Here is a 14593-nt window from a genome sequence, read left to right as displayed (position 1 = left end):
GTGCCGATAGCCCAGATTGGTTCATAAGCGATGATGACTTTCTTGACGTCTGCTGCCGTCAGGCCTTCCAAGGCTTTTTCGATCTGGCTTTCGATCCAGGACTGCATGATGCCCTGTTCGCGCTGTTCCAGCGTTTCGCCGCAGCAAACAATCGGCGTCAGATTATGAGCCAGTGCGGCTTTGGTCTTCTTGTTGACCGTTTCGTCCGTTTCATTGAAGTACGTCCGGCGTTCGGAATGGCCCAGGATGACATGGGTGACACCGATGTCGACGAGCATAGCCGGCGAAACTTCGCCAGTGAAAGCGCCTTTTTCTTCCCAGTGCATGTTCTGGGCTGCGACGTGGATCGGCGTACCTTTGGTCATTTCGACAGCCATGGGCAGGTACGGGAAGACCGGAGCGATGATGACTTTCGGTTTTACGTCCTGCGGGACTTTGGCGACGAGGCCCTGGATAGTTTCTTTGGCGTCGGCACCGAGATGGTTCATTTTCCAGTTGCCGGCAATGATGGTTTTACGCATAATGAGTTTCCTCCTTTAAAGGTGAATGATTTTATTTATCGCTCAGGGATACGACACCCGGGAGCTGTTTGCCTTCGAGGTATTCCAGGGAAGCGCCGCCGCCCGTGGAGATGTGGCTGATCTTGTCGGCCAGGCCGGTCTTGTTGACAGCCGAGACGGAGTCACCGCCGCCGACGATAGAAACAGCATCGGAATCAGCAACAGCTTTGGCGACTGCTTCCGTACCTTTAGCATAGTTTTCCATTTCAAATACGCCCATAGGACCATTCCAAACGATGAGTTTCATCGGAGCCAGTTCTTTGGCGAAGAGTTCCTGTGTCTTCGTGCCGACGTCGAGGATCATCCAATCAGCCGGGACCGCATCGACGGGAACGACTTTGTGATCAGCATCGTTCTTGAATTCAGCGGCGACCATGACATCGACCGGCAGGAGCAGTTTCGTACCCTGTTCCTTAGCCTGGTTGATGAGCTGTTTAGCCAGGTCGATCTTGTCGGCTTCGACGAGAGATTTGCCGATGCCATAACCCTGGGCAGCCAGGAAGGTGTTGGCCATGCCGCCGCCGATAATCATGAGGTCGACTTTCGGCAGAAGGTTGGAAATGACTTCGATCTTGTCGGAAACTTTAGCGCCGCCGATGATAGCTGCGAAGGGGTGAGCCGGATTATCGACAGCACCGCCGATGAAGCGGATTTCTTTTTCCAGGAGGAAGCCGGCAGCCATGGGCAGGAACTTCGTAATGCCAGCGACGGAAGCATGAGCGCGGTGGCAGCAGCCGAAAGCGTCGTTGATGCCGACTTCAGCCAGGGAAGCGAGCTGGCGGGCGAAATCTTCGCCGTTCTTTTCTTCTTCTTTATGGAAACGGAGGTTTTCCAGAAGCAGGACTTCACCCGGTTTGAGGGCATCAGCCATGGCTTTCGTTTCTGCGCCGACGCAGTCCGGAGCGAATTTGACGTCGATGCCGAGGAGTTCCGACAGGCGTTTAGCGACCGGTTTCAGGGAATACTTTTCGACGACCTGTCCCTTCGGGCGGCCGAGATGGCTGGCCAGGATGACAGCAGCCTTGTGGTCGAGCAAGTATTTGATGGTCGGCAGCGTCTTCTGGATACGCGTGTCATCTGTGATGTGGCAGTTTTCATCAAGGGGGACGTTGAAGTCAGCGCGGACAAAGACGCGTTTGTTTTCGACATTTACATCGGTGATCGTTTTTTTCATGAAAGGTTCCTCCTCCAATTAAAGCAGTTGTATGATTTTTTCAGCCGCACCTTCATCAGTGACCAGCGTGCCCGTATGGCAGGCCCGCATGACGCCGACGATGGCTTCTGCCTTGCTGGCGCCACCGGCTACGGCGATGATGTGCGGATGATATTTGATTTCCCGTAATGAAATCCCTACATTATTCGTACCATATAAGATTTTGCCGTCCAGGCCGCAATAGCAGCCCAGCGATTCGCCACAGGCGCCGAGGCTGTGCAGGGCATCGCGCTGGAGCGCCGTCATGCCCCGCTTGCGGGCCATGCGGTCGGCCCGGCCGATGCCGAAGATGACGACCTGGGCCCGGGCGGTCATGGCGACATTTTCCTGGGTCTGACGGTCAGCTTTGAGCATCATCTGCAGCGCCGAGTCGCTCAGGCCTTCGGGGATGTGGATCATGCGGTACGAGCTGTGAGTCTTGGACGCAATGTTGGCGGCAATATAGTTGGCCTGGACTTCGACGTGGTTCCCCATGCTGCCGCGGGCCGGCAGGATGGTCACATTGGCCAGACATTCCGGCAGCATACGGGCCACTTCGGCCATGGTCGAACCGCCGCTGATGGCGACAGTATCGACGCTGCCAAAGAGGTCGTTGAGCAAGAGGGCGCCACGGCGGCCCAGTTCTTCCTTCGCTGTCTTATCGCTGTCACTGTCACCGGGAACGATGTAGACATTCTTCAGGTCCAGCTTCTGGCGAATCTGGCGCTGCATGTCATCCAAATTGTTCAGGCGCAGGAAACATTCCAACAGATCCGGCATGAGCCGTTTGCCTTCCGGCTCCATAGCAATGCCCAGCGTCGTAAAGCGGACGATACCGCTGCGCCGCAGGACGTCGACGTGCGACCGGACGACGCGTTCCGACAGGCCCGAAAGGCCGGCCAGGGTCCGGCGGCCGACGGGTTCGGCGTCGGCGATATGCCGCAGCAGCAGGTAACGTTCTTTGATTGTCCCCATGACATCGGGAGCTATTTTTTGAAAGATACTCAATGTATCTTGTTCCATCTTACTCTCTCCCTTCACGATGCGATAGAACAACAGAGTATAATCACTGATCCAGCAGGCATTTGCCGGTCATATCGGCAGGAATGGCCATACCGGCCAGGGTCAGCATAGTCGGGGCGACGTCGGCCAGGATGCCGTCGTGCAGGTGTTCCCCTTTATGTTCTTCACTGACCAGGATGCACGGTACATGATTGGTCGTATGAGCCGTGTAAGGGCATCCCGTATCGGGATCGGCCATCTGTTCCGCATTGCCATGGTCGGCGATGATCAGGAGCTGGCCCTGGACGGGCTTCAAGGCTTCGACAATCTTGCCGACGCAGGTATCGACCGTTTCAACGGCCTTGACAGCGGCTTCAAAGACGCCCGTATGGCCGACCATATCGGCATTGGCGAAATTGAGCATGATCATGTCATATTTATCGGCCTTGATCTGTTCGATGACTTTTTCCGTCACGATAAGCGCGTTCATTTCCGGCTGTAAATCGTAAGTCGCAACTTTCGGCGACGGCACGAGGATGCGGTCTTCACCGGGATTGGGTTCTTCTTCACCGCCATTGAAGAAATACGTGACGTGAGCGTATTTTTCCGTTTCGGCAATGCGCAGCTGGGTCTTGCCAGCCTTGGCCAGGACTTCGCCCAGTGTGTCGGGGATCCGTTCTTTATCATAGACGACGTGTACCGGAAGGTCGTCTTCGTAACGGGTCATGGTCGCAAAGTACGTGTCCAGTTTCTTCGGACGCGGGAAGCCGTCGAAATCGGGGACGACGAAAGCCGTCGTCAGCTGACGGGCCCGGTCGGGGCGGAAGTTGAAGAAGACGACGCTGTCCCCATCCTGGACGGGATGTTTATGGATGACTGTCGGGATGACGAATTCGTCGGAAACGTCAGCTGCGTAGGAATGTTCCAGGCAGGTCTGGGCATCCGGTTCCTGCGGTCCTTCGCCGAGGGCGACGGCATCATAGGCTTTTTCGACGCGTTCCCAGCGCTTGTCGCGGTCCATGGCATAGTAGCGGCCGCTGATGGTGGCGATTTCACCGACGCCGAGTTCAGCGCACTTGTCTTCCAGTTCCTGGAGGTATTCGCCGGCACTGCGGGGCAGTACGTCGCGGCCGTCGAGGAAGGCGTGGATGTAGACTTTTTTCAAGCCATAGCGCTTCGCCATTTCCAAAAGACCATAGAGATGCTGTTCACTGCTGTGGACGCCGCCAGGCGATACCAGGCCCAGCAGGTGGAGGGCCGAGTCTTTTTCCTTGACGTTTTCCATGGCACCGACGAGAGCCGGCTTCTTGAAGAAAGCTCCGTCTTTGATATCCTTGGTGATCTTGGTCAGCGCCTGGTACACAATACGTCCCGCACCGATATTAAGATGGCCCACTTCAGAGTTGCCAATCTGGCCGTCAGGCAGACCGACGTCTTCGCCCGATGCGCCGAGATACGAATGAGGATATTCTTTCCAAAGTTTCGGCAGGACCTTGAGGTCTGCCTGGGCTACGGCGTTATCTTTAGCGATGCTGCTGCAGCCAAAACCATCCATGATGACCAGCATTACAGGTTTCTTTTTCGTCATTACAGTATTTGACTCCTTTGTGATGTGAGAAAGTAAAAAGAGGCTGTCCCATTAAGACAGCCTCTTTTCGAGTTTGAAGTTTGCAGTTTGTAGTTTGCAGTGATTGGCTAAAAATTCAAGCCCTTTCTACAAACTACAAACTTTACACTAAAAACCTTGAAAGAAAAAGGAGCCGTGCATGAGAACGAGAACCTTCATGCGACGGCCCCTTTAGGGTTCAATCTGATTTGTAACGGGAGGCTGTTTACCCGTCGGGAAATGCGTCGCTACAAATTAGTGTTTGCTGTTGTAGTCGTTCATGACAGCAATGAGGTTGAGGACTTTGTTGGAGTAGCCGATTTCATTGTCGTACCAGGAAACGACTTTTACGAAGGTGTCCGTCAAAGCGATACCAGCTTTAGCGTCAAAGATGGACGTGAGCGGGCAGCCGAGGAAGTCAGAGGAAACAACAGCTTCGTCAGTGTAGCCGAGGATGCCTTTGAGTTCGCCTTCGGAAGCTTTTTTCATAGCTGCACAGATTTCGTCGTACGTAGCCGGTTTAGCGAGGTTGACCGTGAGGTCGACGACGGAAACGTCGAGGGTCGGTACACGCATGGACATACCGGTCAATTTGCCGTTCAATTCTGGAATGACTTTGCCGACAGCTTTAGCAGCACCCGTCGTGGACGGAATGATGTTGCCAGCAGCTGCACGGCCGCCGCGCCAGTCTTTCATGGACGGGCCGTCAACGGTTTTCTGCGTAGCCGTCGTGGAGTGAACCGTCGTCATGAGGCCTTCTTTGATGCCGAAAGCATCGTTGAGGACTTTAGCGATCGGAGCGAGGCAGTTCGTCGTGCAAGATGCGTTGGAAACGATTTTCTGGCCTTTGTATGTATCGGTGTTAACGCCGCAAACGAACATGTCTGCCTGGCGGCCGTCAGCACCCTGTTTGGAAGGAGCGGAGAGTACAACGTATTTTGCACCGGCTGCGAGGTGTTTTTCAGCGAGGTCCATGGTGAGGAAACGGCCTGTCGATTCAACGACGTATTCAGCACCGACTTCGTCCCATTTGAGGTTTGCCGGATCTTTTTCAGCCGTTACGCGGATTTTTTTGCCGTTAACGATGAGCTGGCTGTTTTCGACGTCAGCTTCGATCGTGCCATCGAACTGGCCGTGCATGGTATCATATTTGAGCATGTATGCCATGTAGTCAACCGGGCAGAGGTCGTTGATGCCTACGATTTCGATGTCATCACGAGTCTGTGCAGCGCGGAAAACAAAACGACCAATACGACCGAAACCATTAATACCAACTTTAATCATTGTCGATACACTCCTTTTGAAAACGAAAATAACTCTTTTACATAATTCTAAGAACTTGAGGGCCTTACTACTTACACTGTAAGTATGCCACATCGGGTACGATTTTGCAATACCATGGGCGCTTTATGTCCCAATTTATTGCATCCGCAAAGAAGCGGCGCCTATGCCGACATATTCCTTGATGGCCAGACAGGAGTTGAATAAGTAAAAAGACTGGGGCACGATGGAATAGCCCGACCAGTTCGTCGCTGCACTCGTGTGGTAATCACAGGGATAGGGCGTCACGTCCAGGCCTTGGCGCGTAAAGAAGCGGACCGACCGGGGCATATGGAAGGCGCTGGTGACCAGGATGGGCTTCTTCCAGCCCTGGTGCTCGCAGATTTGCCTGGAAAAAGCGGCATTTTCTGCCGTATTGCGGCTCTTGTCATCCATGAAAATCTTATTTTCCGGCACGCCCAGGGATAAGAGCATCCGCTTTTCGATTTCCGATTCATTGGCGTCGCCCTTGAGGATGGTCCCGCCTGATAAGAGGATGGGCAGATCCTTCGCCTTTTGCAGGCGCAGGGCCATAAGGAAGCGGTTGGCCGCCGCACTGCCGACCTGACCGGTTCCATCGAAATCAGGAACGCCGGCACGAGAACCACCGCCGAGGAGGATGATGACGTCGCCGTCTACATCTGCCCCCTGGGGCTGGTCATAGGCCGTTTCCAAAGGATGGATGAGGCCATTCGACACGGGTTCGATAGAGAGCAGATAAAAGACAGCCGTAATAGCAGCCAAAGCCCAGCGGCCGGGACTGTGCTTGCGGAACATGTAACACAACAGGAGAATCAAAGCCAGGACGATGCCACCCATAGGCAGGATCCAGGCATAAAGCCATTTAATGATATATAATAACAAAACAAAGACATCCTTTCGTATAGTTAAGCCTCTCCTGCTAGGAGAGATGGCCCAAAAGACCGGAGAGGCTGCTTGTAAACCATAAATCGCCGCGACGGCAAACTGCGACCTGCGACCGGCGGTCTGCGAACTGCAATCTGCGAACTGCGGTCTGCGGGCCGCCCGCTACAGCTGTCCTTTCTGGCATCCCCCCCTGCACCTCCCGCTGGTCGGTACCTGGTGGGCCAGAAAAGCTTTGGGCGGCCCCTACGCATATTATATCATAAACTTCATTGGCAAAAGGTAAAATATGTGCTATACTTATTTTGAATCCTTGTAAAGGGATATTCTGTCCATGGGGATGTAAAGGTTTCGACGTGGATGGTTGTATCATGAATAGCGAGCCGGGGTTTCATCTGCCCGTAAATCGGTGAACCTTTTAAATTAAACGCAAAAGAAAACAATTTTGCTTTAGCTGCCTAATCGCGGCTAACGTCTCCTGCTGCTAATCCTGCGGGCAGCTCGTAGACGTCACTTAGCGGGATACCACATGGCTCTGCCTGGCAGTCGTGTCGGGAAACTCACAGGCTGGAATCGTCTAGTTTGTCCTTGTACGAAAACGGTTTAAGATCCTAACAAGGTCTGCGCTCGGAGAAGTTCATGGGGCGGCATTTACGGACAGGAGTTCGACTCTCCTCATCTCCACCATGATAAAAAGGGATTGTCGCACATGCGACAATCCCTTTTAAGTTGTTAGTGGCTAGTGGCTAGGGGCTAGTGGTTAGGGGCCCCTGATAGGCCCTTTTTGGCCCGTCAGGGACTGACCGGAAAGAAGGACAGGACGGTTGCCAAAACGGAGAGCCTTGCTGGAGCTGTCAGCGCAGCTGACTGAGAGGTTAAACCTCTCCGGCCCTTTCGGGCCACCTCTCCTATGAGGAGAGGCTTGTAGATAAAAAATTTGGAATAAACCATTGACAAATTGATGCACAAGGTCTATGATAAGGGCCGTAAGTTAAACATCGATTTTATATTTTGACATTCGATGACGAGAAAGAGTACATTTTTACGGAAGCGCACAGCGAGCCGGGTATGGTGAAAGCCGGCGGTGGAAGGAAAATGGAAAATCATCTCTGAGAATTGCAGTTGAAGTGAGTAAACTGCACCGTCTGATCCACGTTACAGGAAACGCGTATGATAGTACGTTGAAAAGTGCCTTGCTTTTTTTTGGCGAGGAATATTGGGTGGTACCGCGGATATGAACTTCCGTCCCTTGTGGACGGGAGTTTTTTTTATTTCATGTTTATCTTATGACTATATGACTCACAATAGGAGGAATTCATCATGGAAAACATCAATTTCGACAGTCTGAAACGACGGAGAGATCTTCGCATCATTTTACCGGTCTTTCTCGTCTCGATTATAGCCTGCATCGACCGCGTCAATATTTCCTACGCCAAACTGACCATGACCCAGACCCTGTCCTGGTTATCGCCGGAAGTATATGGTTTCGGCGCCGGCATCTTCTTCGCCGGCTATCTGCTCCTGGAAATCCCCGGTTCCCTGTTCGCCGCGAAGTTCTCGGCATCGAAATGGATTTCCCGCATCATGTTTACATGGGGTATCGTCAGCCTGTGCATGGCCTTCGTCACGACGGAATGGCAGTTCTACCTGTGCCGCTTCCTGTTAGGCGCATCGGAAGCCAGTCTCTACCCGGTCATCTATTCCCTCTTGTTCCCCCGCTGGTTCACGGCAGCTGAACGGGCCCGGGCCACGTCGCTCATGTTGACATCGCTTCTCCTTTCGACGATCATCGGCGCACCGATTGCCGGCGTCCTCCTGGAACATTCCTTCTTCGGCCTCTTGGGCTGGCAGGAACTGTTTATCCTGGAATCCATCCCGGCTCTTTGCTTCGCTTTCTATTTCTTCTTCGCCGTCAAAGACCGTCCCGACCAGGCCAGCTGGCTGACGGATGCTGAAAAAGAATACTTGACCACCATGTACCAGGAAGAACAGGCCAAGATGCAGAGCGTCAAGAAATACACAGTTTTCCAGGCCTTTACGGATACGAAAGTCTTGAAACTCTGCCTCATCTACTTCCTCTGGGTCGTCGGTTTCTGGGGCTTCTACTTCTGGATGCCCACGGTCCTCAAGAACCTCTCCGGCTGGTCTACGTCGCTCATCGGCGGGGCTATCGCTATCCCCATGATGGCAGCCCTCGTCGTCCAGCTGGTCATCGGCCATACGGCTACGGTTACGGGCGATAAAGTATGGCACGTCTTCGGTGCCCTGGCCGTCGGCGCTGTCGGCCTCGGCTTGTCGCCTTTCGCTCATAACATGGGCGTCGCCTTGTTCCTCATCTGCCTGTCGGCAATCGGCATCCACGCTTCCATGGGCGTATGGTGGACCATCCCGACGACGTTCCTTTCCGGCCCGGCCGCTGCCGGCTCCATCGCCCTCATCAACTCCTGCGGCAACCTGGGCGGCATGTTCGGTCCGAACATGATGGCCTGGGTCCAGGCTCAGACAGGCAGCTTCGACATGGGTTACTACCTCATGGCCGCCTTCATGTTCTGCGCCGGCCTCCTGGTCCTGACTTTGAAATATAAAGTCAACGGCGCCGCCAAAAAAGACGTCCTCCTCGACGCCAAAGCCAACGTCCAGCCTACAGTCGGACATTAGTGGCTCGTGGCTCGGACCCACATTGTAGGGGCGCCACGTGGGGCGCCCGTTATGAATAACTGGCGCCTACGCCACCGAGCTGTAAGGGTCCAAAAAAAGCACCCCCTAGGATGGCTTAGGGGATGCTCACATAAACCGTGCGGGCGCGCCACGTGCACGCCCCTACAGTTCGTAAAAAGGCACTGTCGCATAAAGACAGTGCCTTTTTACGTGAATCAGGCGGTCCGCCCTTTGGGCGGCCCCTACAAGCCACGAACCACTAGCCACTAACACCCCATCGCTTTCAGCACAGCTCCGGCCAGGACGGCGTAGCCTTCGGCATTGGGATGGACGCCGTCGGCATAGAGATTGCGGCCTGTCCGCCGTTCGGCTTTGAGCAGGGCTTCGTAGAAGTCGATGACGATGCATTCCGTTTCTTTTCCGTAGGAAAGGAGCCATTGCCGATACTGGCGGAGCCCGTCGTTGTGTTTTTCTACGTCACTGGCATTTTGCCAGCCGTACATGGCGCTTTCCATCTTGGTCAGCGGCGGGATGCCCAGGTATACGGGCTTCCCCTGCTCCTTGAAAGTCGTGACGATAGTCCGCATATTCTGGCAGATTTTCTCCAACTCCCCGCCGAGGAGGATGTCGTTGGAACCGCCCATGATGAAGAAGGCGTCATACCGGCTGAGGTCGAACTGATGGAGGCGATAGACCATGCCCGTCGTCGTATCGCCGCATTGGCCTTCATTGTCGATATGGATATGGCTTTTGGCCGAGACCAGGGCCGTCCAGCTCTGGTCGGGCCGGACGTCGAAGCCGTAGGTCAGGCTGTCGCCCAGGCACAGGAGTTTCACGGCTGGACGGCTTTCTGGACGGCCTTTACGGCAGCATCCGTCGACAGCCACGGGGCATCGAACTGGCAGCCGGCTTTTTCCAGGTCCATCTGGCAGGCGAAGATTTTCGGGATGGCACTGGTATAAATATCATGGTCATACATATAGCGCAGCGTCGTTTCGACGTCGGCATCGCTGAGGATGTGGCCGTGGTCGATGAGGACCAGCCGGTTGGCATAGGGCAGGGCTGCTTCCAGCGTATGTTCGATGACGACGATGGTATGACCGTATTTGACATTCAAGTCGTGGATCAATTCATAGAATTCATGGGTCCCTTCCGGGTCCAGGGCCGACGTCGGTTCATCGAAGACGAGGATATCCGGATTGGTCGCCAGTACGTCGGCAATGACCAGGCGCTGTCGCTGGCCGCCGGACAGCTTCGTGACCTGGCGGTTGCGGTACGGCGTCATATTGACCTTTTCCAGGGCTTCCGAAATAGCCTGGCCGATCTTATCCGGTGCGACGCCCTGATTTTCCAGGCTGAAGGCGATTTCTTCTTCAACGGTCATGGCGACGAGCTGGCTGTCATAATCATCGAGCATGGCGCCGACACGGGTTGCCAGCTGGGAAATCGTCGTCTGCGTCGTCGCCTGGCCGTCGACGTAGACCATGCCTTTCATGACGCCGCCGAAATAATGCGGGATAGCGCCGGTCATGGCCATGCACAGCGAGCTCTTGCCGCTGCCGCTTTCACCGGTAATGACCAGGAAGTCGCCTTTATTCACGGTCATGGTGACATCGTCCAGGACGGGCGTCTTCTGCTTGTTATAGATGTACGACAAATGTTCCATGGAAATGAGGCCTTCCTGGGACGGCTTCAAATCATACATGCTGTGGTCCGACGTGACTTCCCGTTCTTCCAGGGAATCGAGGATGCCCCGGGATACGAAAAGGCGCAGGGCCGGGAAATACATGAGTGGTGTAACGATGGCATTCAAGGCGCCGATGACGACGACCAAGGGCAGCATGGCCGTAAAATAGACGACATTCGGCAGATTCATGACGAACTTCAGGATCGTGACGAAAGCGCCGCCACTCATGCAGGTCGCTGCAAAGCCGGTCAGGACGGGCAGGCACGAATGACCTTTGAATTTGATGAATGCCAGGTTCTTGACGATGAACGTACAGGTCAGGGCGCCGAGCGGTTCACTGATGAGGTTGCCATAAGGAAAGCCCGACTTCGACGTCAGGACGTTGACCAGGGCAGCGACCAGGCCGATGCCCAAGGCCTGCTTGTAACTCGGCTTGGTCAGGCAGATGGCGACACAATACGTGGCGATGGTCCAGTTCGGCGTGACGCCGCCGACGCTCGGTGAGACCAGGTGCAGGATCGTGCCGATGGCCAGCATGAGCGTCGTAATGGTGATCCAGCGGAACTGGCCGCCCTGACGATGATGAAATTCTAATTTAGCAATATCTGCAACAGTTTTCATCTTTCTTCCCTCCTAAACCAAGTCTTGCAGGCGCAAGTAAACGACAAAACAGCTCAGGGCCAGCATGATGACGATGCCCACATAGTCGCGGCCTTTCGGGCGGACATTGCTCATGAAGCTGTGTTCGTTGCTGCCGAAACCGCGTAATTCCAGACTGAGGGCCATCGTTTCCGACCGGCCCAGGGACTTGAGCATCAGCGGCTGGACGACGCTCATATAATTGATGACTTTCTTAAAGACATTGCCCTTCGTCGACAGACCCCGGCAGGCCTGGGCTTCCTGGACGGCCTTGCTTTCGGCGATGAAATCGGGCACGAAGCGCAGGGCCGCCGTGAACATGAAAGCATATTCATAAGGTATCTTGATCTGCTTGACCAGGGCGGCCGTCAAATCCTGCAGGCGCGTCGTCGTCAGCAAGATGATGAAGACGATGGTCATGGCCAGCATGCGCAGGCCCGTGACATAAGCCGATTCCAGGGACCCGCCGCCCAGGAGCTGGACGACAGCCAGGAAGACGGCGAAGACGGCCAGGCTGAAGACGGCCTTGAGGTTGCGCGACAGGCTGCCGCATAATCCCAAGAGGATGAGTTCGATGACGACTAAGATGACCAGGGGCAGCGTCGTATGCATGACCAGGGCCCAAAAGGAAAAGGCGAAGGTGCCAATCAATTTCGTAACAGGGACCAAATTCTTCATCATTTTTTCATACCTCCAATCCGTTCCAGCATGGCTGTCGTAAATTCTTTCATCGATTTACAATAAGGAAAATCAGGAACCGCCATGGATAAAGTGACGGCATCGGGCCGGCTCAGACCCAGGTCATATAAATCATCGCGCTGGGTGAACAGTTCCTGCGGCGTCCCGTCGAAGGCCTTGGTATGATTGCCGATGACCAGGACGCGCTGACAGTATTCGGCGAAAATATCCATGTCATGACTGATGATGAGGATGGTCATGCCCTTTTTATTGAGGTCCGTCAGCAAGGCCATGAGCTGGTCCTTGTCTTCACTGTCCTGGCCGCTCGTCGGTTCATCGAGAACGATATATTTCGTATGCATGGCGATGGCCGAAGCAATGGCGACGCGCTGTTTTTCGCCGCGGTTCAAGTTGGGCGGATAGGCTTCAGCCAGTTCCGTCAGTTCCGTTGCAGCCAGGGCTTCGTCGACGGCCTGGCGGATCTCGTCGCGGCTCATGCCCAGCTGCTGCGGCCCGTAGGCTACTTCTTCACGGACCGTCGGCCGGAACATCTGCCGTTCCGGCCGCTGGAAGACGTAGCCCATGAAATGGCTGCGCACAGAAGCATCGTCATCGTTGATGACCTTGCCGTCATACAGGATTTCCCCGGATACGGGCTTTTCCAGCCCCATGAGCAGGCGCGTCACCGTCGTCTTGCCGCAGCCGTTGCGGCCGCCGAGACCGATGAATTCGCCCTCACCGATCTGTACATTTACATGTTCCAATACGGGCACGCCATTGCCATAGTTGAAACTGACATCTTTCATTTCCAGCATCTTTCTCTCCCCTTCTATTTGAAGACACAAAAAAACCTTCCGTCCCTATACAGGGACGAAAGGTTTGATTTCTTCCGCGGTGCCACCCAGATTGACTCAGTGAGTCCAGCTCTACATGTACGGCATAAGCGATACACGTTTCTTTGATAGCGGTGGAAATACACCGTCGCACCCTACTGATCACCGTTCAGGCCGCATCTCCCGAATCCATTCTATCCGCCGGTCCGTGCCGAACTCCCACTGCCATCGGCTCGCTGGAACTGCCACAATCGGATATACTCGTTTCGTTCATCGACAAATCCATTTAGATTTTGCTTTATTATATACTTGTAACGCGCCTATTGTCAAGCCTCAGGCCCGCCTATTCAGCCGGTTCGATGGTGCCGTTGTATTTATCGGCAATGAACTTCTTGACAGCATCGGAATGGAAGATTTCAGCAATCTTCTTGTACGTCGGGTTGTCCTTGTCCTGAGCCCGGACAGCCAGGACCATGACGGCCAGCGGTTCGTCTTTCGGTTCCAGGAAGATGCCCTGTTCTTTGACGTTGAGGCCGGCACTCATGACGTAGTTCATAGTGATGACGGCGGCATCGACGTCACCGAGGCTGCGCGGCAGCTGGGCGGCTTCGATTTCCTTGAACTGGAAATGCTTCGGATTATCTACGACATCAGCCGGCGTAGCCTTGAAACCGACGCCGTCCTTGAGCTTCAAGAGGCCTGCCCGCTGGAGGAGTGCCAAACCGCGGCCGCCATTGGTCGGGTCGTTGGGAATGGCGATGACAGCGCCGTCGGGCAAAGCATCGACGCTCTTATATTTGTCGCTGTAAATCCCCATGCGCATGAGGATCGTATTGCCGATAGGCACTAAATCAGTGCCATTCTGCTTATTGAAATTATCCAGGAACGGCTTGTGCTGGTAGCTGACCAAATCGATGTCGCCATCGGCCAAAGCCTTGTCTGGCGTAATATAGTCGGAAAATTCGACGACTTTAACCTGATTCTGCAAGAAGTCTCCCGCCTCTTTAGGCGGTGAGATGAATTGCAAGTTTTTCTGAGGGCTCGATGCCATCAGAAAAACAATGGCTTCACAAGTTGATTTGCAGTATAATCAGTAGTAAGAGTAAAAGGATTTGGAAAGTCAAGGCAGGTGATGATAGTGAATAAGGCATACCGATACAGAATCTATCCGACAACGGCACAGAAAATGATGTTTGCCAAGACCTTTGGGTGTGTCCGATTCATCTACAACAAGATGCTGCGTGACCGCATTGACTATTATAAGGAAACCGGCCAAAAGCTGAATAACACGCCTGCGCAGTACAAGGAAGAATTCCCTTGGCTGAAAGAAGTGGATAGTCTGGCTCTTGCCAACGCTCAGATGAACTTGAACAAGGCGTACCATAACATCTTGAGCAACCGAAAGCATTTTGGCAAGCCGCGATTCAAGTCCAAGAAGAATTGTCGTGCTTCGTATTCCACGAACAACCAGAAAGGCTCTGTCCGAATCGAGGGCCATAAGGTGAAACTGCCGAAAGTCGGCTGGGTGAAATTATGCCAGCATCGTCCCTTGCC

The 14593-nt window shown here is 54.2% G+C and carries 12 protein-coding genes, 1 other RNA gene, 1 pseudogene and 1 other annotated feature; of the genes and pseudogenes, 3 read left to right on the top strand and 11 right to left on the bottom strand.

Annotation, left to right across the window (positions count from 1 at the left end; translation table 11 throughout):
- From tpiA to WMO23_RS09000, 6 genes are all read right to left on the bottom strand, one after another.
- Positions 1-521: triose-phosphate isomerase (gene tpiA / locus WMO23_RS09025; protein WP_349173822.1), on the bottom strand; the 521-nt coding region annotated here is incomplete at its 3' end.
- A gap of 31 nt (positions 522-552) precedes the next feature.
- On the bottom strand, positions 553-1734 hold the full coding sequence (locus WMO23_RS09020) for a phosphoglycerate kinase (RefSeq protein ID WP_020723979.1): 1182 nt from the start codon (positions 1732-1734) through the stop codon (positions 553-555).
- 18 nt (positions 1735-1752) lie between these two features.
- Positions 1753-2775: a sugar-binding transcriptional regulator gene (locus WMO23_RS09015; RefSeq protein ID WP_292108127.1), complete on the bottom strand. Its 1023-nt coding sequence runs from the start codon at positions 2773-2775 to the stop codon at positions 1753-1755.
- Positions 2776-2818: 43 nt separating this feature from the next.
- The gene (gpmI, locus tag WMO23_RS09010) at positions 2819-4342 is read right to left on the bottom strand and encodes a 2,3-bisphosphoglycerate-independent phosphoglycerate mutase (RefSeq protein WP_303267845.1); all 1524 of its coding nucleotides are present in this window, start codon (positions 4340-4342) and stop codon (positions 2819-2821) included.
- Between the two features lie 273 nt (positions 4343-4615).
- Positions 4616-5644: a type I glyceraldehyde-3-phosphate dehydrogenase gene (gene gap / locus WMO23_RS09005; RefSeq protein ID WP_020311176.1), complete on the bottom strand. Its 1029-nt coding sequence runs from the start codon at positions 5642-5644 to the stop codon at positions 4616-4618.
- A 135-nt stretch (positions 5645-5779) separates the two neighbouring features.
- Positions 5780-6544 (bottom strand): YdcF family protein, encoded by a 765-nt coding sequence (locus tag WMO23_RS09000; protein WP_020723982.1) that lies wholly within the window; start codon positions 6542-6544, stop codon positions 5780-5782.
- Positions 6545-6880: 336 nt separating this feature from the next.
- On the opposite strand from WMO23_RS09000, the gene ssrA reads away from it, so the two are divergent.
- Both ssrA and WMO23_RS08990 read left to right on the top strand, forming a co-directional pair.
- Positions 6881-7231, top strand: a transfer-messenger RNA (tmRNA) gene (ssrA, locus tag WMO23_RS08995).
- A 325-nt stretch (positions 7232-7556) separates the two neighbouring features.
- Positions 7557-7797: a binding site (T-box leader), on the top strand.
- A 67-nt stretch (positions 7798-7864) separates the two neighbouring features.
- Positions 7865-9230, top strand: a pseudogene (locus WMO23_RS08990) (MFS transporter).
- A 238-nt stretch (positions 9231-9468) separates the two neighbouring features.
- Here WMO23_RS08990 and WMO23_RS08985 read toward each other — a convergent pair.
- The 5 genes from WMO23_RS08985 to WMO23_RS08965 all read right to left on the bottom strand — a co-directional run bounded on the left by WMO23_RS08985 (position 9469) and on the right by WMO23_RS08965 (position 14027).
- On the bottom strand, positions 9469-10038 hold the full coding sequence (locus WMO23_RS08985; protein ID WP_292108303.1) for a GDSL-type esterase/lipase family protein: 570 nt from the start codon (positions 10036-10038) through the stop codon (positions 9469-9471).
- Positions 10035-11510 carry a tryptophan transporter gene (locus WMO23_RS08980; protein ID WP_020311171.1) on the bottom strand — a complete coding sequence of 492 codons (1476 nt, stop codon included), beginning with the start codon at positions 11508-11510 and terminating at the stop codon, positions 10035-10037. Before WMO23_RS08980 ends, WMO23_RS08985 begins: the two co-directional genes overlap by 4 nt.
- A gap of 12 nt (positions 11511-11522) precedes the next feature.
- Positions 11523-12206 (bottom strand): energy-coupling factor transporter transmembrane component T family protein, encoded by a 684-nt coding sequence (locus tag WMO23_RS08975; protein WP_036201004.1) that lies wholly within the window; start codon positions 12204-12206, stop codon positions 11523-11525.
- Positions 12206-13021 (bottom strand): energy-coupling factor ABC transporter ATP-binding protein, encoded by an 816-nt coding sequence (locus WMO23_RS08970; RefSeq protein WP_020311169.1) that lies wholly within the window; start codon positions 13019-13021, stop codon positions 12206-12208. Before WMO23_RS08970 ends, WMO23_RS08975 begins: the two co-directional genes overlap by 1 nt.
- Positions 13022-13382: 361 nt before the next feature.
- Positions 13383-14027 carry a MetQ/NlpA family ABC transporter substrate-binding protein gene (locus WMO23_RS08965; RefSeq protein ID WP_020311168.1) on the bottom strand — a complete coding sequence of 215 codons (645 nt, stop codon included), beginning with the start codon at positions 14025-14027 and terminating at the stop codon, positions 13383-13385.
- Positions 14028-14225: 198 nt separating this feature from the next.
- Between WMO23_RS08965 and WMO23_RS08960 the strand changes: the two genes are divergently transcribed.
- Positions 14226-14593: helix-turn-helix domain-containing protein (locus WMO23_RS08960; RefSeq protein WP_349173819.1), on the top strand; the 368-nt coding region annotated here is incomplete at its 3' end.

Origin of the sequence: Megasphaera intestinihominis (assembly GCF_040096415.1) — a bacterium.
Lineage (GTDB): Bacteria > Bacillota > Negativicutes > Veillonellales > Megasphaeraceae > Megasphaera > Megasphaera intestinihominis.
Note: the sequence above shows the minus strand (reverse complement) of the source record. Positions and strands in the feature narration are given on the sequence as shown.